General features: G+C 73.3%; 6 protein-coding genes, 1 tRNA gene and 1 rRNA gene. All 8 read right to left on the bottom strand.

Annotation, left to right across the window (positions count from 1 at the left end; all coding sequences use genetic code 11):
* A 16S ribosomal RNA gene (locus VF632_RS18880) occupies window positions 1-328 on the bottom strand; the annotation flags it as partial.
* 581 nt (window positions 329-909) lie between these two features.
* Window positions 910-985, bottom strand: a tRNA-His gene (locus VF632_RS18875).
* Between the two features lie 174 nt (window positions 986-1,159).
* The gene (locus VF632_RS18870; RefSeq protein WP_331024488.1) at window positions 1,160-1,921 is read right to left on the bottom strand and encodes an SDR family NAD(P)-dependent oxidoreductase; all 762 of its coding nucleotides are present in this window, start codon (window positions 1,919-1,921) and stop codon (window positions 1,160-1,162) included.
* A gap of 67 nt (window positions 1,922-1,988) precedes the next feature.
* Entirely contained in the window at window positions 1,989-3,239 is a 1,251-nt protein-coding gene (locus tag VF632_RS18865) for a M20 family metallopeptidase (protein ID WP_331024487.1), read from the bottom strand.
* A 67-nt stretch (window positions 3,240-3,306) separates the two neighbouring features.
* Complete coding sequence (locus VF632_RS18860) at window positions 3,307-5,085, bottom strand: ABC transporter ATP-binding protein (RefSeq protein ID WP_331024486.1); 1,779 nt, start codon at window positions 5,083-5,085, stop codon at window positions 3,307-3,309.
* Complete coding sequence (locus VF632_RS18855) at window positions 5,078-6,916, bottom strand: ABC transporter ATP-binding protein (RefSeq protein WP_331024485.1); 1,839 nt, start codon at window positions 6,914-6,916, stop codon at window positions 5,078-5,080. The genes VF632_RS18860 and VF632_RS18855 overlap by 8 nt, the downstream gene beginning before the upstream one ends.
* Before the next feature lie 11 nt (window positions 6,917-6,927).
* Entirely contained in the window at window positions 6,928-11,073 is a 4,146-nt protein-coding gene (locus tag VF632_RS18850) for an amino acid adenylation domain-containing protein (protein WP_331024484.1), read from the bottom strand.
* 1 nt (window position 11,074) lies between these two features.
* Window positions 11,075-23,725, bottom strand: coding sequence for a non-ribosomal peptide synthetase/type I polyketide synthase (locus VF632_RS18845; protein ID WP_331024483.1), 12,651 nt, complete (start codon window positions 23,723-23,725; stop codon window positions 11,075-11,077).
* Window positions 23,726-23,760 lie beyond the last annotated feature (35 nt).

Genomic DNA, 23,760 nt, shown 5'->3' with positions numbered 1-23,760 from the left:
GCCGTATCTCAGTCCCAATGTGGCCGATCATCCTCTCAGATCGGCTACGCGTCGTTGCCCTGGTGAGCCGTTACCTCACCAGCTAGCTGATACGCCGCGAGCCCCTCTGCGGGCGAGGCCGTTAAGCCCCTTTCATCACCCGATCAATCGATCCGGTGACATCGTGCGGTATTAGCCCGGGTTTCCCCGGGTTATCCCCCACCCACAGGCAGGTTGCTCACGTGTTACGCACCCGTTCGCCACTGGGGGCCGAAGCCCCCCGTACGACTTGCATGTGTTAAGCGCGCCGCCAGCGTTCGTCCTGAGCCAGGATCAAACTCTCCATGAGAATTCAAACAGCTCTTCGTGAACGAAACACTAGACTTCTTCAAGTCTTTGCTTCCGTTCGGAATTTCACGTTCTTGTCCCGTGTTGTTGTGTGGAGGCGAAGGACGTGTTGCCCTCGACTAACACCACCACGGGGCGCTCGTTACAAAAGCACTCCCAAGACCCAGGTTTTCAAAACATCGCGCGAGCCGCTGGCCCGCTTTCATTCGCATCCGGCCAGTTTCACCCGGCCGCCGCGTTCAGTCCTTCAATCTACCACCCTCGAACCTCTCGGTCAAGGGGTGGGCGGCGATGACTTCTCGTCTTTCGTTCGCCCGCTACTTCCCGCAACGCCTTCAATCTACTGGACTTCCGGCGTTTGGTCAAGGGAGGTTTTTCCGAATTCCTTCTCCTCGACCCAACCAGCCGCCGTTTCCGGCGACAGCCCTACAACATACCAGCCTCTCCAACCCCCGTCAACCCCTGCCGAGGATTTCGGGGTGGCGCTCACGTCTCTGTCGCGGACGCGACGGGAGCCCCGCCTGGGCAGGGCTCCCGAGGACACGGAACCCCCGCGAGTGTTCCTCGCGGGGGTTCCTGTAGGGGTGGGCGACGGGGTTCGAACCCGCGACCTCCGGAACCACAATCCGGCGCTCTAACCAGCTGAGCTACGCTCACCATATTTCAAACTACCTGCCGAGCGGGCCATGCCAGCGCCCTTCGACGGCAACGAATCTGCAAAAAACTCAGCGGACGCGCAAGGGGGGCGTGCCGCGGCTTGCGTGGCTCCCGCTCCTGAGCAGGGTCCGCCACGGCAAAACGCGTGGACGTTCCCGCCCTGGTCGGCGCCCGCTTACATTTGGGCCCCGCCGTCTACCTCGACGACGCGGCCGGTGAAGAACCCGCACTCGAGGACGAACCGGAGCGCGAGCCAGATGTCGTGAGGGGCGCCGAAGCGCGCCAGGGGAATGCCGGCGAGCAGGGCGGCTCGGGCCTCGTCGGATACGTTGTCGAGGATGGGCGTCTGGACCACCCCGGGGGCGATGGCGGCCACCCGGATGCCGTGCGGGGCCAGTTCGAGCGCCCAGGTGCGGGTGGCGACGTCCAGGCCTGCCTTGGAGGCCGCGTACGCCGACTGCCCGAGGTTCCCGGTGCGGGCCAGCGACGAGAGGTTGACGATCACCCCCTCCGGCTCACGCCGCTCCAGCATTTCCGCGGCGGCCTCGCGGGCCACCAGGAACTGGCCGGTGAGGTTCACGTCCAGCACCCGGCGCCACTGCGCCGTGGGCAGGCGCCGCACCCACCCATCCTCTTCGGCCACCAGGAGCCCGTCCATCAGCACGGCGGCGTTGTTCACCAGGACGTTGATCCCCTCCAGCCGCTCCGCGGCCTCGCGGACGAAGCCCTTGACCTGGCTCTCGTCGGAAACGTCGCCTTCCAGCGCGTACACCGGGCCCGGGAGCGCCGCCGTCTCGGCGACCAGCTGGCGCAGCCCGCCGCCGTCCACGTCCACGGCCGCCACCCGCGCTCCTGCCCGCGCCAGCTCCAGCGCGAACCGGTACCCCAGCCCACTGGCGGCACCCGTTACCAGCGCCCGCACGTCGTCGATCCGCATCGCTCTCCTCGGGGTGTGTCCTTCGCCGCCGCTGGATGCCAGCGGCGGGTGATTTCGCTTGCGCCGCCTACTGCGGCGATCCGGCGGGAGCCGCGGCCAACGCAGGCAGCGTCATCCCCCTGACCGGCACCAGCGCCGACTGCACGGCCCGGATCAGGGCGGGATAGGCTTCGAAGGCGGCACGCGCCGAGTCCAGGTCCAGCCGCTCGCGGTTGGTGTGCGCCAGCTCCTCGCGTCCCGGCGCGAAGCCGATGGTGGGAACGCCGTGCGTGCCGCAGGTGTGCCCGCCGTCGGTTCCGAACTTCCACTGGCGCAACCGGGGCTCGCGCCCCGTGGCCTGGCGCACCGCCTCGGCCGCGGCCTGCACCACCGGGTGGTCGTCGCGAAGCAGGTAGCCGGGGGTGAAGTTGCTGTGCAGGTCTTCCCACCCCGTCCAGGCACGGTGCGAAGCGCGGCCAGGAAGCACCTCCACGGCGACGCCGTCCATCTCCGGCACCGCGGCGGCCAGCGCGGCGCGGATTTCCTCCAGCGCCTCGTCCTCGTTCCAGCCCGGAAGGACGCGCATGTCGAGGGTGATCCGTACCCGGTCGGGGATCACGTTGCCGCTCTTGGGCCAGCTCTCGATGACCGTGGGCGTGAGCGTGGCGCGGCCCAGGATGGGGTCGCGCGGCTGGCGTTCGGAGAGCTGGCCCAGCGCCAGGAGAACGTGCGGGAGCACGTGGTTGGGGTTGCGGCCGCGCTCAGGCGTGCTGGCGTGGGCGGCGCGGCCGTGGATTTCGACCGCGAGCTCGGCATGGCCGCGGTGGCCGGTACAGAGGTCGCCCCCCGTTGCTTCGCCCAGGATCACGGCGCCCGGGCGAAGCCCGGCCGTTTCCATCAGGTACATCATCCCCCACCCGCCCTTTTCCTCGTAGACGGAAAAGACGGTCAGGATGTCGCCGACGGGCCGCTCGTCCACGAAACGGGCGGCGGCGTACAGCTGGATGGCCAGCGGCCCCTTGACGTCCATGGAGCCGCGCCCGTGCAGGCATCCGTCGGCGACGACGCCGCCGTAGGGGGGGTGCCGCCACCCGCCGGGGTCTCCCACGTCGACCACGTCCATGTGCGAGGAAAGCATCACCGGGGGGGCGCCGCCGGTGCCCGCCACGCGGGCGATGACGTTGCCCGCCCGGTCCGTCCACGCCTCGTCGAAGCCCAGCGCCCGCAGCTCTTCGAGGATCCGCGCCGCGACCCCTCCTTCTTCGCCGGACAGGCTGGGGATGCTGATGAGCTCGGCGGCGAACTCCATCGCCCGGTCGAACGAACGGTCACGTTCCATGGGCTTGCCCACCCTGGGTTCCGGCGGTGGGAAAGGTTGCGGTCCCGGAGGGGCGGCCATGGCCAGCTCAGACATACGACCGTGCCTGGAGGAGGTACAGTTCGGAATACAGCCCTTCGCGCCGCAGTAGCTCGTTGTGGCTGCCGAGCTCGGCGACGCCGCCCACGTCGATCACCAGGATCAGGTCCGCCGAGCGGACGGTGGAGAAGCGGTGGGAGACGAGCACGGTGATGGCCCCGCGCCGGCCGCCGGAGCGGGCCGTGCGGGCGTAGCGCTCGAAGAGTGCGTGCTCGGCGAGGGCATCGAGGCTGGCGGTGGGCTCGTCGAAGAAGACCACCAGCGGGTCGTCGCGCATCAGCGCCCGGCCGAGCGCCAGCTTCTGCCACTGGCCGGTGGACAGGTCGACGCCGTCTTCCCAGCGGGCGCCCAGCTGCGTCGCAAGCCCGGCGGGGAGGCCGGCGGCGCCGTCGGATCCCGCACGGTCCAGCGCGGCCCGGGCCGCGGCGGGATCGTCCAGGCGGGCGAGGTCTCCCACGCCCACCGCCTGCTGCGCCGTCATCTCGAAGCGCACGAAGTCCTGGAACGCCGCCGACAATCGCCGCCGCCACCCTTCCACCTCCATCTCGGCGAGGTCGACGCCGTCTACCAGGATGCGCCCCTCGTCGGGCTCGTACATCCGGCAGAGCAGCTTGACGAGGGTGGTCTTCCCGGAGCCGTTCTCGCCCACCAGCGCCACCACGCTGCCGGCGGGGATGCGGAACGAGACGTCGCGAAGCGCCCAGCGGTCGGTTCCGGGGTAGCGGAAGGAGACGCGGTCGAAGACGATGCCGTCCGTCAGCCGCCCGGGGGCCGGACGGCTGCCGGACCGCGCGGCGCGCATGTCGCGCGCGTAGTCCTGGAGCCAGAGCATGCGGCCGGCGGCACGCAGCGTTTCTCCCATTCCCGCCACCCAGCGCACCGGCTCGACCACGCTGGCCATCACCTGCTGCCCCAGGTACACCGCCATGACCACCTCGCCGACGGTGGCCTGGCCGCGGCTGGCCCGCCACAGCATGAGCGCCACCGCCCCGCCGAAGCCGGCCAGGAACACCAGCTCCGCCACGCAGTCAAGCAGCGCTCCCCGCGCCCGTGCGGCGATGAGAAGCCCGCGCGACTCGGTCCAGGCCCGCCGGAACCGGGCGAGGATCTCGTCCTGCAGGCCAAAGACGCGCAGCTCCATCCCGGCGTTCCGGTCGACGGTGAGGGCCTGCAGGTGCCGGGCGCGGCGCGAGGGGTTGGCGGAGCGTTCTTCGGCGACGCGGAACCAGCGCTGCTGCACCCTGGCGATGGGGATGGCGGGGAGGGCAAAGGGCACCAGGAGCAGCAGCCACGGGCTGACGAACGCCAGCGCCGCGAGCGTGCCGATGCCGGCGACCACCGTGTTCGCCGTGTAGATGAGGGTGTTGAGCGAGCTGCCCAGGATGCCCTGCTGCTGGCGGAGCAGCTCCAGCTTGTCCTGGTAGTCGGCGCGCTCGTGGTGCTCCAGCCCGGGGAGGGAGGAGGTGAGCGCGGCGATCTCGCGGTCCAGCGCGAGGCCCACCGCTTCGGAAAGCCGGTTGCGGATCCAGCTTCCGCTCCACAGTCCCACGAACCACAGCACCCGCGTGGCGACGATGCCCCCCGCTCCCCAGGCCAGGAGCCGGGGATCCTGCCGGATGGCCCCGTCGGTCAGCAGCTTGAGGAACCAGGCGAAGAGAGGAAACCGCAGGTGCCCCAGCGGCTCCAGCAGCAGCCCCGCCGAGCGCCACGGGTCCGTACGCCACGCGGTCCGCACCAGCAGGGCCAGGGCGCGCCATTGCTCACGCATCGAGACCCTCCTCGCCGCGGTCGCCGCCCTGCTGGTCGGCGGCGAAGCGCTCGGCCTGCAGCGAGTACATCCGCGCGTACAGCCCGCCGGCGCGCATCAGCTCCTCGTGGGTTCCGTCTTCGGCCACACTGCCGCCGTCGAGCACCACGATGCGGTCGGCGTGGCGGACGCTGGACAGCCGGTGCGAAACCAGGATGGTCGTCACGTCGCGGGTAAGCTCGAGGAAGCGCGCGAACAGCTCGGTCTCGGCGCGCACGTCGAGGGCGGCGGTGGGCTCGTCCAGGATGAGCAGGCCGGCGCCGCCGCGGACCGCTGTCAGCGCCCGCGCCAGCGCCACCCGCTGCCACTGCCCCCCGGACAGGTCGGCGCCGCCTTCGAACTCGCGGGAAAGCGTCGTTTCCCACCCGTGGGGGAGGTGTGCGGGAAGGTCGCCGCCGCCTGCGTCGCGCAGGGCGTCTTCCAGCGCCCGCGGGTCCGACATCAGGGGCAGGCTTCCGAAGCCCACGTTGTCGCGCAGCGGCAGGGGGTAGCGCACGAAGTCCTGGAAGATGGCGCCCACCCGTCCCCGGGCCTGCAGGGGCGAGGCGCCGTCGCCCAGCGTCACGCGCCCGGCGTCGGGCTGGTACAGCCCGCACAGCAGCTTGATGAGCGTGCTCTTGCCCGCCCCGTTCTCGCCCACGATGGCCAGCGACTGGCCGGCGGGAACGTGGAGCGTGAGCCCGTCCAGCGTGGGAGCTTCGCGCTGCGGGTAGGTGAAGCGCACCCCCTCCAGCCGCACGGCCACCCTTCGCCCCGCCGGATCGCCCCGGAGCGCGGGCTGGGCCGGGGCGGGCGCGGCCGCGTGCGCGCGCACCCGGCCGACGCGCTCGGCGACGGCCAGCGACTGGCCCAAGGAAAACTGCCAGTCGCCGATCATCCCCAGGTCGCTGGTGCCGAGCACCGCCTGCACGAACACGAGCAGGGCGGCCACCTCCACCGCGCCGCGGCTCGCCGCCAGCCCAAGCGCACCGAGCACGGCCGCGTGCGAGACGGCGAGCGCCAGCACGGCCGCCGCGGTGAGCCCCCGGTTGGTCCGGCGGCTCGTCCACATCATCCTCAGCGCGTCGAGCCACGCGTCGCCGTAGCGCCCCACCAGCCACCCGCCCAAGCCAAAGACGCGGGACTCCTTGGCCGCGGCCGACTCCACGGCGAGCGAGCGCACGTACTCCGCCCGCCGCATGCGCACCGCGCCGTCGCTCATGTCGAAGCTCACGCCGTTCTCGGTGGCCCTGAGGTACACCCGGTTGGTCAGGTGCCACGCGCCCAGCAGCAGCAGCGGCGCCCACCAGTGAAAGGCCAGCAGCACCACGAACGCGCCGATGCCCCGCAGGCGGGTGGTGGCCACGTTGCACAGCGCCAGGGTGGTGCGCCGCAGCACCCCGCGCCGGTCGGCGTCCTGCACGGCGTGCAGCTCGTCGGCGAGGGCCGGGGCCTCCAGGGGCTCCAGCCCCGGCGTGCCCAGCGTGACGGCGGCCACTGCCTGGTGCACCTCCAGGCCGAGCGCGTCGTCGACCACGCGGGACAGGTGGGTGAGGGCGTTGTTCCCCAGCGCGAGCGCCGCCATCCCGGAAACCAGCAGGCAGAGCGCGAGCACCGCGGGCTGCCCGCCGGGCGAACCGAGCCCGTGCTCGACGGCGCCGGGGATGGCGCGCACCAGCGCGCCGGTGGCCAGGATCAGCGCCGTGGGCAGCAGCCCCACGACCAGGACCACCAGCCCGAGCCCCACCACCCTGCCCCGCCCCGTCCGCCAGAGCAGGCCCAGGAGGGCCCGCCACCGGGCCAGGGAGGACATCCGCGCATTCGTCATGACGGTCCGGAGAGTGGGAACGCGCCGGGGGCCGACGACGCACGGATCCGGGCCGCATCGAGCGCGTGGCGCACGCGGTCTGTCAGCGTGCTCACGTGCGGCTCGGCCCCGAGGGTGGAGTGGTCGCCGGCGACCGCGTGCACCTCGAGAGGCCCGGTGGCGTGGCGGCACCACCCCAGCGTACGCCGTTCCTCGTCCGGGTAGCGGGACAGGAACTCCCGGTGCCGGGGTGACAGGTCTTCGGCGCGGAACAGCGTGAGGGTGCCGGAGAATGCGCCGGGGTGGAACATGTCGCGGGCCTGGCCGCGGTCGCGGGCCACGCGGCAGCTCTCGGCCAGTGTGGCGGGGGTGTAGCCGGCGGGCGCCGCCCCCTGCGCGTGCATGGCCTCGACGATGCGGCGAAGCTGTTCCGCCGCCGGCAGCCCCTCGACGTCCCGCGGGCGAAAGGAGAAGGGGCGCCGCAGGTCCGCGGCGGCTTCCTCGGCAAGCGCGACGGCCAGGTCGCCGTAGCCGTTCCAGGGCCACTGGCGCGTGAGGTCGGGCGAGAGGGTGTCCATCATCCCGGCGAACGCCACCTCCTCGCCCAGGCCCTGCAGCTGCACCGCCATCTCGTGGACCACGTACCCGCCGAACGACCAGCCGCCCAGGTAGTACGGTCCATGCGGCTGCACGGCTCGGACGGCCGCCACGTACTCCGAGGCGATTCGGCTCACCGGGCGCGCCATGTCGGGGTCCAGGTCCTGAAGGCCGAATACCGGCTGGTCCGGGCCGAGGTGGCGCACCAGGTTGAGGTAGATCATCACGCTGCGTCCCGCGGCGTGGACCAGGAACAGCGGGGGAAGGGAGCCGTGCGGCTGCAGCGCGACGACGGGCGAGGCCGGCGCCGCGGCCGCCGCGCCACGCTCGCGCACCGCCCGGGCCAGGTGCCGGACGGTGCCGCCGGCAAACAGGGCCGAAACGGGAAGCTCGCACCCCAGCCTCCGCCGCACGAGCGCCAGCAGCCGCAGCGCCAGGAGCGAGTTGCCGCCCAGGTCGAAGAAACCCTGCGTACAGCCGATTCCCCGCACGCCCAGCAGCTCCTCCCACAGCTGCAGCAGCTGGACTTCCAGGTAGTCCGTCGGCCCGTCACCGTCGGCCGCGTGCGCGTCGGCGGCGGGCGCGGGGAGCACCCTGCGGTCCAGCTTGCCGGTGGGCGTCTGCGGAAACGAATCCAGCATGACGAACGCGGAAGGCACCATGTATTCGGGGAGGATGCGCCGCACGTGCGTGCGCAGCCCGGCCACGTCGGCGCCGCCATCCCCGGCGACCACGTACGCCACGATGCGCCGGTCGCCAGGCCGGTCCTCGCGCACCATGGCCAGGCACTCGCGGATGCCGGGATGCCGCCGCAGCGCCGCCTCGACTTCGCCCAGCTCGACCCGGTGGCCCCGGATCTTCACCTGGTTGTCGGTGCGGCCGAGGACGAGCAGGTTGCCGTCGGGCTGCCAGCGCGTGCGGTCACCCGTCCGGTACATGCGGTCGCCTGGCGCGGCGAACGGGTCGGGGAGGAACTTCTCGGCCGAAAGCCCGGGGCGCCCCAGGTAGCCGCGCGCGACTCCCGCCCCGGCGATGTACAGCTCCCCCGGAAGGCCGATGGGCACGGGCTCCAGCCGTGCGTCGAGCACGTAGAAGCGCAGGTTCTGGATGGGGCGCCCCACGGGGACGGGTCCCCCCCGGTGCCGCCCCGGGGGGAGCACGTAGGCCGAGCATCCCACCACCGTCTCGGTGGGGCCGTACTCGTTCATCAGCCGCACGCCCGGCGCATGCTCCTGCCACGGGAGGGTGGGCTCGGCGGAAAGGAAGTCCGCGCCGATCACCAGCGTGTGCGCGGAGTTCTCCAGGTGCTCCGGCTCCAGCAGCGCGTTGAGCAGCCCCAGGTGGATGGGGGTGATCTTGATGAGCCCGAAACCCGGACTCCGGCGCAGCGCGTCGGCAAGGGCCTCAACCGGGTGCTCCTCGGGGAGCATTTGCACGGGGCGGCCGGCGAAGAGCGGGAGCAGGTTGGTGATGGTCAGGTCCACCGCCATCGACGAGAAGACCGGCGCGCCGCTTCCCTGGCCGGCTCCGTAGGCGCGCACCCCCCAATGGACGTAGTTGCACACGCCCCGGTGGTGCATGGCCACCCCCTTGGGGCGTCCGGTGCTGCCGGAGGTGTAGATCACGTACGCCAGGTTCTCGGCGGTGACGCCGGTCGGAGGCGGCGCGGCCTGCACGGCGGCCTGCTGCTCCGGGTCGTCGGCGCAGAGCACCGCGAGCCCGGGCACCGCCGGCATCCGCTCGCACAGTCCCTGCTGCGTGACGAGCACCGGCACGCGCGAATCCTCCAGCACGTACCGCAGGCGCTCGGCGGGGTGCCCCGGGTCCATCGGCACGTACGCGCCCCCGGCCTTCATCACGCCCAGCATGGCGGCCACGAGCTCCAGGGAACGCTCCAGGCACAGCCCCACCCGCACCTCGGGCCCCACGCCCAGCCGGACCAGGTGGTGCGCCAGCCCGTTGGCCCGGAGGTCCAGCTGGCGGTAGGTGAGCGCTCGCCCGCGGCATTCGACGGCGACGACGTCGGGCGTCCTTTCCGCCTGGGCCTCGAAGAGCTGGTGTACGCAGCGCGTGGCGGGATACCGGGCGGACGTACGGTTCCACTCCAGGACCCGGCGGCGCTCCGCCGCCGTCATGAGGTCCAGCCGCGACACCCGCCGGCCGGGCTCACGGCCCGCCTGCTCCAGCACCCGTTCCAGGTGCTCGGCCATGCGCTTCGCGGTGCCGCGCTCGAAGAGGTCGGTGCTGTACTGCAGCCGTCCGGCCAGCCCCCCGGGATCCGTCTGCATGACCAGGCTCAGGTCGAACTTGGCGGCGGGCACCTCCACCTCCACGCCGCGCACCCGCAGCCCCGGCGCGCCTCCCTCGTCCGGGGGCGCGTCGTCCAGCTGGAAGAGCACCTGGAAGAGGGTGGAGTGGCTCAGGCTGCGCTCCGGCCGCAGCTCGGCCACCAGCCGCTCGAAGGGGAGGTCCTGGTGCTGCAGCGCCCCCAGCACCCGCTCGCGCACCCGCCGGACCACCTCGCGGATCGGCGGGTCGCCAGCCAGGCTCGTCCGCAGCACCAGGGTGTTCATGAACAGTCCCACGAGCCCCTCCACCTCGGGGCGGGTACGCCCGGCGACCGGGGTTCCCACCACCACGTCCTCCCCCGCCCCGTACCGTCCCAGCAGCACCTGGAACGCCGCCAGCACCACCATGAAAAGCGTGGCGCCCTCGGCCCTCGCCAGCTCCCGCATCCGCGCCAGCACGTCGAGCGGTGCCCGCACCGGCACCAGGCCGCCGCGAAGCGAGGGCACCGGGGGCCGCGGATGGTCGGCCGGGAGTTCCAGCAGCTCCGGCGCACCGGCCAGCACCTCCTTCCAGTACGCCAGCGGGCGTGCCAGGGCTTCGGCGCGGGCCTGCTCGCGCTGCCAGGCGGCGAAGTCGGCGTACTGCACCGCCGGCTCGGCCAGGGGCGACCCGCGGCCGTCGAGGTAGGCGCCGTACAGGGTCCACAGCTCGCGAAAGAGCACCTGCATGCTCCAGCCGTCGCCGACGATGTGGTGCACGCACACCAGCAGCACGTGCTCGCGCGGCGCCAGGCGCAGCAGCCGCGCGCGAAACAGCGGGCCCGCCGCGAGATCGAACGGCAGCGCCGCCTCGGCGGCGGTGAGGCTCGCCACCCGCTGCTCGCGGGCGGGCTCGTCCAGCGACGAAAGGTCGTCCACCGGCAGCGCCAGGCCCGCGAAAGGGCCGACCACCTGCACCGGCACCCCGTCGGCCTCCCGGAAGGTGGTGCGCAGCGCCTCGTGGCGGCGCACCACCTCGCCGAGGGCCCGCCGCAGCGCCGATTCGTCCATGGCGCCCGAAAGGCGCAGCGCCTCGGAGATGATGTAGGCGCTTCCGCCCTGCTGCAGGCGGTCGAGGAACCAGACCCGCTCCTGCGCGGACGAGAGCGGGGCCTCGGCGCCGGGGGGGCGGCGCGGGATGGGGGCCGCGCGGCTCTCTCCCCGGAGAATGGCCTGCAGCAGCGCCCGTTTGGCGGGGGACAGCTCCCCCGAGGGCTGCATGGTGTGCTCGGCCGCCACCTCAGCCTCCCCCGGCCGGCGTGAGCGCGAGCTGCTCGTCCTGCGGCTCGGGCATGGCGAGAACCCTTTCGTAGACGGCCCGTTCGATCCCGGCCGCCATCGCCTCGAGGCTGGTGGCGGAAAACACGGCGTGGATGGGCAGCTCCACGCCGAACGTGGCCTGCACCCGGCCGGCGAGCCGCATGGCCAGCAGCGAGTGCCCGCCCAGCGCGAAGAAGCCGTCGTCCGTACCCACCCGGTCCACCTGCAGCACCTCCGACCAGATGCCGGCCAGCACCTCTTCCACGGGCGTGCGGGGGGCCTGGTACTCCCGCGGCTCGCGTGCGTAGTCGGGCGCGGGGAACGACCGGGGGTCCAGCTTGCCGGTGGCGGACCGCGGCAGCTGGTCCAGGACGACGAACGCGGACGGGACCATGTGCCCGGGCAGGGTCCGTCCCACGTGCGCGCGCAGCTCGTCCGCGTCAACCACGCCCGCCACGTACGCCACCAGGCGCCGGTCGCCGGGCTCGTCCTCGCGCACCATGGCGACGCACCCGGTGACCGACGGGTGGCGCAGCAGCACCCCCTCGACCTCGCCCAGCTCGACCCGGTGGCCGCGCAGCTTCACCTGGCGGTCGGTGCGGCCCAGGATCATCAGGTTGCCGCCGTCGAGCCAGCGGGCCCGGTCTCCCGTGCGGTACATGCGCGCGCCGGCCCCGGCGAAGGGGTCGGGAACGAACTTCTCGGCGCTCAGCGCGGGGCGGCCGTGGTAGCCGCGGGCCACCCCCGCCCCACCGACGTGCAGCTCGCCGGGGACGCCCACGGGGACGGGCCGCAGGTCCGCGTCGAGGACGTAGAACTTCAGGTTGTGGATGGGCCCGCCCACGGGAACGGGGCCGTTGCGGTGGCGGCCGGGGGGCAGCGTGTAGGCCGAGCAGCCGACGACCGTTTCGGTTGGGCCGTACTCGTTCATCAGCCGCACTCCCGGCGCGTTCTCCTGCCAGAACACGGTGGGTTCGGCGGAAAGGAAGTCGGCCCCGATCACCAGCGTGTGGGCGGCGGCACGCGCCTGCTCGGCCGTGAGCAGGGGAGTGAGGAGCGACAGGTGCACGGGGGTGATCTTGACGAGGCCGAAACCCGGCCCGGCCCGCAGCGCCTCGGCCAGCGCCTCGACCGCGTTCTCCTCGGGGAGAAGGTGAACGGGGAGCCCGGCGAACAGGGGAAGGAGGTTGGTGATGGTGAGGTCGACGGCCATCGACGAGAAGACGGGGGACCCGTTTCCCCGGCGGGCGCCGTAGTGGCCGACCCCCCAATGGACGTAGTTGGCGACCCCCCGGTGGTGCATGGCAACCCCCTTGGGGCGCCCCGTGCTTCCCGAGGTATAGATGACGTACGCCAGGTTCTCGCTGGTGACGCCGCTCTCGGGCCGCGCCGCCGGCCCGGAGCCGATCCCCTCGCCCTCGGCGTCGACCACGACCACGCGGACCCCGGCGCCGACGGGGATGCGGTCGCGCAACCGCTGCTGCGTGAGCACCACCGACGCGGCCGCGTCGTCCATGACGTAGCCGATCCGCTCCGCCGGGTGCCCCGGATCGACCGGGACGTACGCGCCGCCCGCCTTCATCACCCCCAGCATGGCGGCCATCAGCTCCGGGCCGCGCTCCAGGCACAGGCCGACGCGTACCTCCGGCCCCACGCCCAGCCCGGCAAGGTGGTGCGCCAGGCGATTGGCGTGCTCGTCCAGCTCGCGATACGTCAGGCGGTCGCCGCCAAAGACCACCGCGGGCGCGTCCGGCGTCCGGTCGGCCTGGGCCTCGAACAGCTGGTGGATGCACACACCGCCGGGATATTCGGCGTCGGTGCGGTTCCACTCCTCGACGACCATCCGCCGCTCGTCATCGCCCATCATGCGGAGGGCCGAGAGCCGCGCCCCGGGAGCATCGGCGAGCTGCTCCAGCACCACTCCGACGTGGCGCTGGATCCGCTCGATCGTGGCTTCGTCGAAGCGGTTTCCGTCGTAGCTCAGCCCCAGCACCAGCTCCCGCCCGGGGACGACCATGAGGGAGAGCGGATAGGTGTTCCAGTCCACCCCGCGCGCCTCGGCCACCCGGAGCCGCGGGGCCGCCGGTTCCTCCGCGGCGCGCGCCGCCGGGAATTTCTCGAAGATGAAGTGGCTTTCGAAAAGCGGCGTACCGCGGGGCACCTCACTCCACCCCTGCACCTGCACCAGGGACGTGTATTCGAATTCACGGGCGGCGGCCTGGCCGCGCTGCACTTCGGCCAGCCAGGCGCCGGCCCGGGCGTGGCCGGGCACGCGCATGCGCACGGGGAGGGTGTTGATGAAGACCCCCGCCATCTCCTCGGCGCCGTCCAGCTCGGCCGGGCGGCTGGACACGGTGGTCCCGAAGACCACGTCGTCCTCGCCGGCGTACCGGGAAAGCACCAGTCCCCACGCACCTTGGGCAAGGGTGTTGAGCGTCACCTGCATGCCGCGGGCGGCTTCCTCCAGCCGCCGCGTAAGCCCGGCGGGGAGGACCGCCACGCGTTCCGCCGGGCGCATGGCGGCGCCGGGTTCCGCGGGCCGCGCCGAGGGGAGCGGCGTGGGCGAGGCGAAGCCGGCGAGCACGCCGCGCCAGTAGCACTCGGCCGCCCCTTCGTCCTGCCGGAGCACCCACGCCACGTAGTCGCGGTACGGCCGCACGCGGCCCAGCTCCACCACCTGCCCGGTGCGCCACCCCTCGTACAGTTGCGTCACCTCGCTCCACACCCGCGCGGCGGACCATCCGTCGGTGAGCAGGTGGTGCTGGCTCCACACCAGCCAGTGCGCGTCCGCGCCGACGCGCAGGAGGGCGCATCGCATCAGCGGCGGCTCGTCGAGCGCGTAGCCCCGCGCGTGGTCCGCGGCCAGGTACCTTTCCAGCGCCGCCTCCTGCTCGCCCGCGGAAAGCGGCGTCCAGTCTTCCTCGGTCCACGGAAGCTCGGCCCGGGTGTGCACCCGCTGCAGCGGACGCGGGAGGCCCTTCCACACGAACGAGGTGCGCAGGATGGAGTGCCGGGCCATCACCTCGGCCCAGGCGCGGCGAAGGAGGGGCACATCGAGGGTTCCCTCCAGCCGGTGCGCCAGCTGCACCTGGTACGCCTGGTCCCCGGCGCCGGAAAGGGCGTGGTACAGCATTCCCGCCTGCATGGGGGAGAGCGGGTACAGGTCTTCCAGGCCGCCCATCCCCGTCGGCAGCGCGTCGAGCTGTTCCTGCGTGAGTTCCGCGAGCGGAAAATCCGACGGGGTGAACCCGCCCGCGCCCTGCTCGCGGCAGTGCGCGACGGTCGCGCGCAGCGCCTCGAGGCAGGCCTCCGCCAGCCGCTCGACGGTTTCGCGCCGGTGCGTTCCCTCGGAGTACGTCCATTCCAGGCGCAGGCACCCGCCGAGCACCTGGCCGTTCACCTCCAGCAGGCAGCGCCGGCGGTTCAGCGGGCTCCACTCCCGCCCGCGCGCGCCACCGGCGAAGGCCAGCCGCGCGCCGGCCATGGGAGCCGAGTCGAACTGGCCCAGGTAGTTGAACACGACCTCCGGGTCCGCCTGGCCCGCGAGACGGGCGCGCAGTTCCGCGTCGGGACCCAGGTAGCGCAGCACGCCGTACCCGATTCCCCGCCGGGGGATGGCGCGCACCTGCTCCTTGACGCGCTTGAGCCGGTCGCCGGGGCCCGTGGCCCCGGAGGTGTCCAGCACCAGCGGGAAGACGGTGGTGAACCATCCGACGGTGCGGGTGAGGTCCACGCCGTCCGCGATCTCCTCCTCGCGCCCGTGCCCCTCCAGCGACAGGCGCACGCGCGGGCTTCCGGTCCACCGCCCCAGCGCGTCGCACAGCGCCGCGAGCAGGACGTCGCCCACCTGGGTGCGGTACGCCGCGGGCACTTCGTGCAGCAGGGCGCTCGTCTCGCCGGCGTCCAGCTGCACGGCCACGGAGCGCTCGCCGGCCACCGTTCCCCCGGCGGGGCCGTCCAGCGGCAGGGGGGCGATGCCGTCCGGCCCCTGCGCCAGCCAGTAGCCGGCCTCGGCCGCGGGGGCGCCGCCGGCCGCGTACGCCCGCAGCACGCCTGCCCACCGCGCGTACGAGGTGGTCCGGGGTCCCAGGTCTACCGGCTTTCCGGCCTTCAGCCGGGTGCACGCACGCTCCAGGTCGTCGCGCAGGACCCTCCAAGAGACGCCGTCCACCACGAGGTGGTGCAGCACGAGCAGCAGCACGCGTCCGCGAGCTCCTTCGTCGAAGAGCACGGCACGCCCCAGCGGGCCGTGCTCCAGGTGCAGGCCGGCCTGGCGTTCCGAGGCGGCTTCGTGGCGCGCGCGGTCCTGCTCGTCCTCGGAAAGGCCGGCGAGGTCCACGCGCTCCATCACGATCCCCGCGTCGTCCGCGTGCCACTGCTCCCACCCCGCGGCGGTTTCGCGGAAACGCAGGCGGAGCCCGTCGTGGTGGCGCACCACCTTGGCCAGTGCCGCATCCAGGTGGGCATCGCTTACCGCGGGATCCACCTTCAGGAGCACCGACTGGTTGAAGTGCCAGGGCTCGGGGTGGCCGGAGCCCAGGAAGAGCGCCTGGATGGGGGTGAGCGGGGCGGAGCCCTGCTCGCGCGCCTGGCCGGCGGGGCGGGCCGGCGCATCCAGCGGGCCCGCCGCCCGGGCGAGCGCCGCGACGCTCTGGTGCTCGAACAGGTGCCGCGGGCTGATCTGCAGCCCCGCCCGGCGAGCCCGGCTGGCGACCTGGATGGCGAGGATGCTGTCGCCCCCGATCTCGAAGAAGCCGTCGTCCACCCCGACCTGCTCCACCCCCAGCACCTCGGCCCAGATGCCCGCGAGCGCCACTTCCGCCGGCGTGCCGGGGGCCCGCCCCCCCTGACCCGTGGCGTACTCCGGCGCGGGGAGCGCCCGCCCGTCGAGCTTGCCGTTGGGCGTGAGCGGCAGGGCGTCGAGCGCGACGAACGCCGCGGGCACCATGTATTCGGGAAGGCTGCGCCGCAGGTGCGCGCGAAGGGTGTCGGCGTCCGCCGGGCCCACGACGTACGCGGCCAGCCGCACGCCGCCCCCGCCTTCGTCGCGGGGGACGACGGCGCAGTCCGCCACCCCCGGGTGGCGGCGCAGCACCGTCTCGATCTCGCCCGGCTCGATGCGGAAGCCGCGCACCTTGACCTGCGCGTCGCGGCGGCCCACGAAGTCGAGGGTGCCGTCGGCCAGCCAGCGCACCCGGTCGCCGGTGCGGTACAGGCGGCTCCCCGGGCGTGCGGCGAACGGGTCGGGGACGAACCGCTCGGCCGTGAGCGCCGGCCGCCCCAGGTAGCCGCGGGCCACCTGCGCGCCGCCCACGAACAGCTCGCCGGGAACGCCGACGGGCGCGGGGTGCAGCGCCGCGTCCAGCACGAACACGCGGCTGTTGTCGCCCGGCCGCCCGATGCACGGGGCGCGGTCGCCCTCGGCCTCCACCCGCGTGGAGGTGACGATGGCGGTGCACTCGGTGGGCCCGTAGTTGTTGGTGACGCCAAACGGAACGCCGGCTCCGGGCCGCACCCGCAGCCGGTCGGCGCCGGACACCATCCAGCGCAGCGCGCCCGCGGCTGGCCATTCGAGCGCCAGCAGCGGCTCGGTGAGGGAGACGGGCGTGGTGGCGAGCGTGGTTTCCCGGCGGACCATCCAGTCGCGGAGCGCGGGCGGATCGCCGCGGAGCCCGTCGGGCACCAGCTGCACCCGGGCACCGCACGCCAGCGGGGGCCAGATCTCCAGCACCGAGCCGTCGAAGCCCGCGCTGATCAGCTGCGCGCTCCGGTCGGCCGGGGTGATCCGCAGGGCGCGGCCGTGCCACGCGCACACGTTTGCCAGGGCCCCGTGCTCCACCGCCACGCCCTTGGGGGTGCCGGTGCTCCCGGAGGTGTAGATGACGTAGGCCAGGTTTCCGGCGGCCGCACGGAGCGGGGGTGGGCCGGCGGGGTGCCCCGCGAGCGCGTCGCCCGCCTCGTCCAGCGACACCACCCGCAGCCCCGGCGGAAGCGCCATGCCGGCGGGCGCCCCCCCGCGGGTGACCAGCACCGCCGCGGCGCTGTCGGCCAGCATGAAGCCGAGCCGGTCCGCGGGGTGCGCCGCGTCGAGCGGCACGTAGGCGCCTCCCGCCCGGAGCACCGCGAGCATCGACACCACCAGCTCCGGCCCGCGCTCCAGCAGCAGCCCCACGCGCACTTCCGGCCCCACGCCCAGCCCCGCCAGGTGGTGCGCCAGGCGGTTCGCCCGCTCGTTCAGCCCGCCCCGGGTCAGCACCCCGCCCTCCCATTCCAGCGCCACGGCGCCGGGCGCGAGCGCGGCCTGCTCCTGTACCTGCTGCTGGATGGAGGCGGGCGGGACGGCGGTTTCCGTCCGGTTCCATTCCTCCAGCACCCGGCGCCGTTCCTCCGGCCCGATCAGCGCCAGGTCGCGGAGGCGGGTGCCGGGATCGGCGGCCACCTGCTCCAGCAGCCGCTCGAAGAGGCCCAGCCACCGCTCTACGGTTTCGTGGTCGAAGAGGTCGGTGCTGTAGTCGCAGCGCACTTCCAGCTCGTCGTCGGTCTCGGTGATCCCCAGGTTCAGGTCTACCTTGGACCCGCCGCCGAAGTTGTCGTGGAACTCGGCCCGCAGGCCGCCCAGCGACGCCTCGCCCCGCGTGCGGTCCAGGTGCATGCCCACGGCGAACACCGGCGGGCGGCTGGGGTCGCGGCTGCGCAGCAGCGTGTCGACGAGGCGGGGAAAGGAGAAGGCCTGGTGCTCCAGGCCGCGCAGGAGCGCCCGCCGCACCGCCCGGGCATGCTCCAGGAACGACGACGCCCCGTCCACGCGGACGCGGAGGGGAAGGACGTTGATGCCGTACCCCACCATGTCGCGTGCGCCCGCCCGCCCCGCCTGCCCCGCCGCCGGGGTGCCCACCACGACATCGTCCTGCTCGGCGAGACGCGACAGCCACACGAAGCAGGCAGAGTACAGGGTGTTGAAAAGGGTGAACCCGTGCGGGCGTCCCGCCTGGGCCAGCCGCTCCACCAGTCCGCCGCGGAGGGTGCGGGTGAGGCGCTCGCCGCGGTAGCTGCGCGCCGGGGGGCGCGGCCGGTCGCCGGGCAGGTCCAGCACCGGCGCGCCGTCGGCGAACTGCTCCAGCCAGTACGCCAGCGCCGCGGAATCGTCGCCTACCGCCGCGACCTGGGACCGTACCGTCCCGGCGTGGTCGGAAACGGGCGGAAGACCGGCGGGGCGGCCGTCCCGGGCAGCCGTGTACAGGGTGTCCAGCTCCTTCCACAGCACGCCGAACGACCACCCGTCCAGCGCCGCGTGGTGCGAGTCGAACAGCAGCACGTGCTCGTCGTCGGCCACGGCCGCCAGGGCGAAGCGCACCAGCGGCCCGTGCTCCAGGTCGAACGGGCGCTGCACGGTGGCGCGCACCCACCGGGACACCCGGGCCTCCCGCTCGCCGGGCGGGGTGCCGCGGAAGTCCTCCACCGGCAGCTCCACCCGCAGCGAGGGGTGCACGAGTTGGGCGTCGCCATCCGGGGCGATGGTGATGCGCAGCGTGTCGTGCCGGTCCACCAGCCCCTGCAGCGCCACCGTCAGCGCGCCGGCGTCGAGCGCGCCGTGCAGGCGGATGGAGGTGGATTCGACGTAGGCGCGGTTGGCGTCGTCGCCCATCTGCGACTCGATCCAGAGCTGCCGCTGCCCCTCGGTCAGCGGCAGCACCCGCGGCTCCGCGCCGGCCGGCTCCCCGCCCTCCAGCGCCGGCGTGCCGGCGGCCGGCCCCGGGATGAAGCCCCCGCGCCGCATGGCCTCGGCCGAGGCGCGGATGGCCTGGAACACCTTCTCCAGGTCGTCGTCGCTGTGCGCGGTGGAAAGGAAGTACGTCCCGGTTTCGGGGATGACGTAGATCCCCTCGTGCACCAGGTGGTGGTTGAACAGGTCCGGGAACCGGATCTCGGGCCCGAAGAAGAAGCGGAAGCTGGAGCTGAAGTGCGCGGCCGTGATGGGGTAGCCCCCCGACTCGAAGAAGGCGTTGATGCGGTCCACCAGGCGCGTGGTGCGCTCTTCCAGCCGGTCGTACATGGCCGGGCCCCGCCGCCGGATCTCCTCGAGGATGGCGCAGGCGACCGCCATGGAAAGCGGGTGCTTGAAGTAGGCGCCGGCGAAGAGGGTGCGCTGCCCGGTGGGATACGAGTCGTCGCCGTAGTTCCACAGCCCGCCGTCGAACACGCTCATCACCTCGCGCGTCCCCGCCACCACGCCCATCGGCAGCCCGCCGGCCACGATCTTTCCGTACGTCACCAGGTCTGCGTCGATGCCGAAGAACGCCTGTGCCCCGCCCGCCCCCATGCGGAAGCCCGTGATCAGCTCGTCGAAGAGCAGCAGGGCGCCCGCTTCGCGCGTGATCCGCCGGAGCTCGCGGAGAAAGGCGAAGGGCTTCAGGTCCGGCCGGCGGCTCTGCACCGGCTCCACCAGCACCACCGCGATCTCGCCGGCGTGCCGCGCGAGCACCTCGAGCGACGACGGCTCGTCGAAGTCCAGCATCAGGACGTCGCCCAGCGGCAGGGCGGGAACGCCGGGGGCGCTGGGCCGCACCTCGCGGCGGTCTCCGGAAACGAACGGGCGGCCCACCACCGAGTCGGCCCAGCCGTGGTAGCTCCCGGAAAAGTACGCGATCCGGCTGCGGCCCGTGTACGCCCGGGCCGCGCGGATGGCGCCCATCACCGCCTCGGTGCCGGAGTTGCAGAACACGGCGCGCTCGTTTCCGCCCAGCTCGCAGACCAGCTCGGCGGCCCGCCCGGCGAGCAGCGACTGCGGCCCCAGCCCGTAGCCGCGCTCGATCTGCTCCTGCATGGCGCGGGTGACGAAGTCCGGCGCGTGGCCGAAGAGCCCGCACCCATACGCCATGCCGATGTCGACGTACTCGTTTCCGTCCGGGTCCCAGATGCGCGATCCGGCGGCCCGCTCGCCGGCGATGGGGTACAGGATCTCCTTCCAGGCACGGCGGAACCTGGCCGTCACCCGGCTGTCGGCCAACGGCAGGTGGTACCGCGCCTGGTGGGCCTTGGACGTCCGCGTGCGCTCCACGTACCGCGCCATGAAGCCGTCCAGGTACTCCTTCTGCCCGGCCGTCATGCCGGCGGGAGCCTCGGTGTTCAGCGGCTGGTAGGCCACGAAGGTTTCCGGCTGGATCTTCGCCCGCGGAGACTGCGGGACCGTGCGTGGGACCGGCGCGTCCAATCCCGCGCCCGCGGGTGGGACGGCTTCGCCGGCCACGACGCCGGGCGCGGGCGGAGCCGCGGCCTCGCCCCGCAGCGCGGCGAGCTGCTGGGACATGAGCTGAAAGTGCTGCGCGCTCTGCTGCGCCAGGAACTCGTACTGCCGCGCGATCAGCTGCTCCAGCGGGCCCTGCCCGCCGCTTTCGCCTGCGGCCGGGAGCGCGGGCGCGCCCGGCGGCGGGTAGAAGGCGGGCGGGGCGGGAACCGCGGAGGGCCCCTGCGGGCGCGGCGCGGCGGACGCGTCAGGGGCCGGCGCGGGGCGCGGATGCACCTCCGCCGCCGGACCGGGGGTGCCCTCCAGCACCACCTCTGCCGGCAACGCCCGGTCCAGGTGTGCCGCCAAGGCTCCCAAGGTGGTGATCTCTTCCAGCAGCTCAACCAGGGAAACCCGCACGCCGATCCGCTTTTCGATCGTCTGGATCGCCTGCAGCAGCAGGAGCGAGTCGAACCCGGCCTGGAAGAAGTCGGTGCCGGTGTCGACGTGCCGCTCCTCGATCCCGGTCATCTCCGCGGTCAGCGCGGTCAGCCGCTGCAGGATCACCTGGCGCCGGGGGGACGATTCGGCGCGCTCCGCCGCGGCGGGCAGGTTCTCCATCGTGTGCGGACCTTTCTCGTGGGATGTGGTGGCAACCTGCTCCGTTCGTCCCGCCACGGCCGCGGCGGGCGTGTCCACCCAGTACCGGCGCCGCTCGAACGGGTAGCCCGGCAGCGGGACGCGGTGCCGCCGCTCGCCACGGCTGAACGCCTTCCAGTCCACCCCCACCCCCGCCGCCCACAACCCGGCCAGGGTGTCGAGCAGAAAGCGGAGGTCCGGCACCTGGTTGTGCTGGTGCCGGAGAGAGCTGAGCACGGCCTGCCGCTCGCCTCCCGCCGGGTGCTGCATGGCCCAGGCGCCCAGGGTCTGCCCCGGCCCCGCCTCCAGCAGCACCCACCCCGGCTCGCCGCGCAGCGTGGCCACGCCGTCGGCGAAGCGCACCGTGTGAGACAGGTGCCGCGCCCAGTACGCCGGCGAGCGGGCGGCCTGGTCGGTGATCCAGGTGCCCGTGACGTTGGAGACGAAGGGGATTTCCGGCGCGCGCAGCTCGAACCCCGCGAGCAGCCGCTCCAGCCCGTCGGCCACCTGCTCCATGGCGCGCGAATGGAAGGCGTGCCGGGCCGGGAGGCGCCGGCTGACGATCTCCCGCCCGGCCAGCGCGGCCTCGAACGCCTCGATCTCGCCGGGCGGGCCCGCCACCACGCAGCTTTCCGGGGTGTTGACGGCGGCCACGTCCAGCGCGGCGGGAAGGATCTCCCGGAGCGCGGCTTCGCCCAAGGGCACGGCGAGCATGGCGCCCGGCGGAAGCGCGTCGATGAGCCGGGCCCGCAGCGCCACCAGCCGCAGTGCGTCCTCCAGGCGCAGCACCCCGGCCACGCAGGCCGCCACGTACTCGCCCAGCGAGTGGCCGATCAGGGCGCGGGGGTGCACGCCCCAGCTCATCCACAGCGTCGCGAGGGCGTACTCGACGACGAACATCGCGGGCTGGGCAAAGCGCGTCTCATCGAGCCGCGGGCCCTCGTCGCCCTCGTCGCCTCCCCGCCCCAGCAGGCGCCGCAGGTTCCATCCTCCACCCCGTTCCGCCCCGCCCCCGCCTTCGCCGCCAGGGGTGAACATCACCTCGCGCAGGTCGCTGCCCACAACGGGCAGCAGCAGCTCGCAGCAGGTATCCACCGCCTCGCGGTAGGCGGGCTCGGCCTCGTACAGCCCCCGCCCCATGTCCACGTGCTGCGTGCCCACGCCGGGGAACATGAGGGCCACCGGCCGGTCGGTGCGGGGAATGGCGGCGGTGGCGCGGACCGCGGCGTCGCGCAGCCGCGCCGCGCCATCCCCGGCGTCGGCGCACACCACGGCCAGGCGGTGCTCCAGCTCCCGCCGCCCCCGCTGCAGGGTGAACGCGGCGTCGGCGAGGGGCGGCCCCTTGCGTTCCAGGAAGTCCGCCAGGTCCAGGGCGGCCCGCGCCAGCGCCTCGGGGGTGCGGGCGGACAGGGGCAGGAGCTGCAGCGGGCGCGACGGGCCGGAAGGCTCCCGGGGCGGGGCCTCCTCCAGCACGGCGTGCGCGTTGGTGCCGCCAATGCCGAACGAACTGACGCCGGCGCGGCGCGGGGTTGCGTTGCGCTCCCAGGGACGCAGCTCGGTGTTGACGAACATGTGCCCGCCGGATGCGTGGATCTCCGGGTTGGGCACGGCGCAGTTCAGCGACGGCGGGATTTCGCGGTGCTCCAGCGCCAGCACGGTCTTGATCAGCCCCGTCACTCCCGCCGCCGTGTCGAGGTGCCCCACGTTGGGCTTGACGGAGCCGATGGCGCAGGGACGGCTTCCCCCGCCCCGCGCCAGGACCTCGGCCAGCGCCTTGAGTTCGATCGCGTCGCCCAGCGGGGTGCCGGTGCCGTGCGTCTCCACGTATTGCAGGGTGGCGGGGTCCACCCCCGCCACCGACAGCGCCTCGGAAACCACCCCGGCCTGGCCGGCCACGCTGGGCGCCGTGTAGCCCACCTTCTGGGCGCCGTCGTTGTTGATGGCCGATCCGCGGATGACCGCGTGCACGGTGTCGCCGTCGGCCAGCGCCTGGTCCAGCCGCTTGAGCGCCACCATCCCCGCCCCGCTGCCGCCTACGGATCCCGCGGCTCCGGCGTCGAGGGCCCGGCAGTGCCCGTCGGGCGAACCGATCCCGTCGGGGGTGTAGAAGTAGCCGCGCCGCTGCGGCACGCCGATGGAAACGCCGCCGGCCAGCGCGATGTCGCACTCACCGTTGATGAGGCTCTGGCAGGCCAGGTGCACGGCTACCAGCGAGGTGGAGCAGGCCGTCTGCACGGCCAGCGCGGGGCCGCGCAGGTTCAGCCGGTACGAGATGCCGGCCGCAAGCTGGTCCTTCTCGTTCCACAGGCTCACCCGCAGAGGCCCCACCGCCGCCACCACCTCGGGGTTGGATTCCACCTGCTTCTGGTAGGTGGTGGTGCCGGACCCCGCGAACACGCCGATGGGGCCGTCCGGCCGCGCCGGGTCGTAGCCGGCGTGCTCCAGGGCCGACCACGCGCACTCCAGCAGCACGCGGTGCTGCGGGTCCAGCACCTGGGCGTCGCGCGGCGTCAGGCCGAAGAGCGCCGCGTCGATCTCGTCGGCGCCGCGCAGCACGCCACGCGCCCGCACGTAGCCCGGGTGGTCCAGGACGGCCGGGGACACCCCCTCGGCCTCCTGCTCCTCGCGGGTGAAGAAGGTGATGCACTCCACCCCTTCGCGGAGGTTGCTCCAGAACGCGTCGATGTCGCCCGCGCCGGGAAAGCGCCCCGCCATGCCCACGACCGCTACTTCCAGCCCGGTCCGCTCGCCTTCGAGGTGCTCTGCCATGCCCGTGGGGAATCCAGGGTGATCGGTCTCGTTCC

This window comes from Longimicrobium sp. (genome assembly GCF_036388275.1).
GTDB lineage: Bacteria > Gemmatimonadota > Gemmatimonadetes > Longimicrobiales > Longimicrobiaceae > Longimicrobium.
This window is presented reverse-complemented; position numbering and strand designations above follow the sequence as displayed.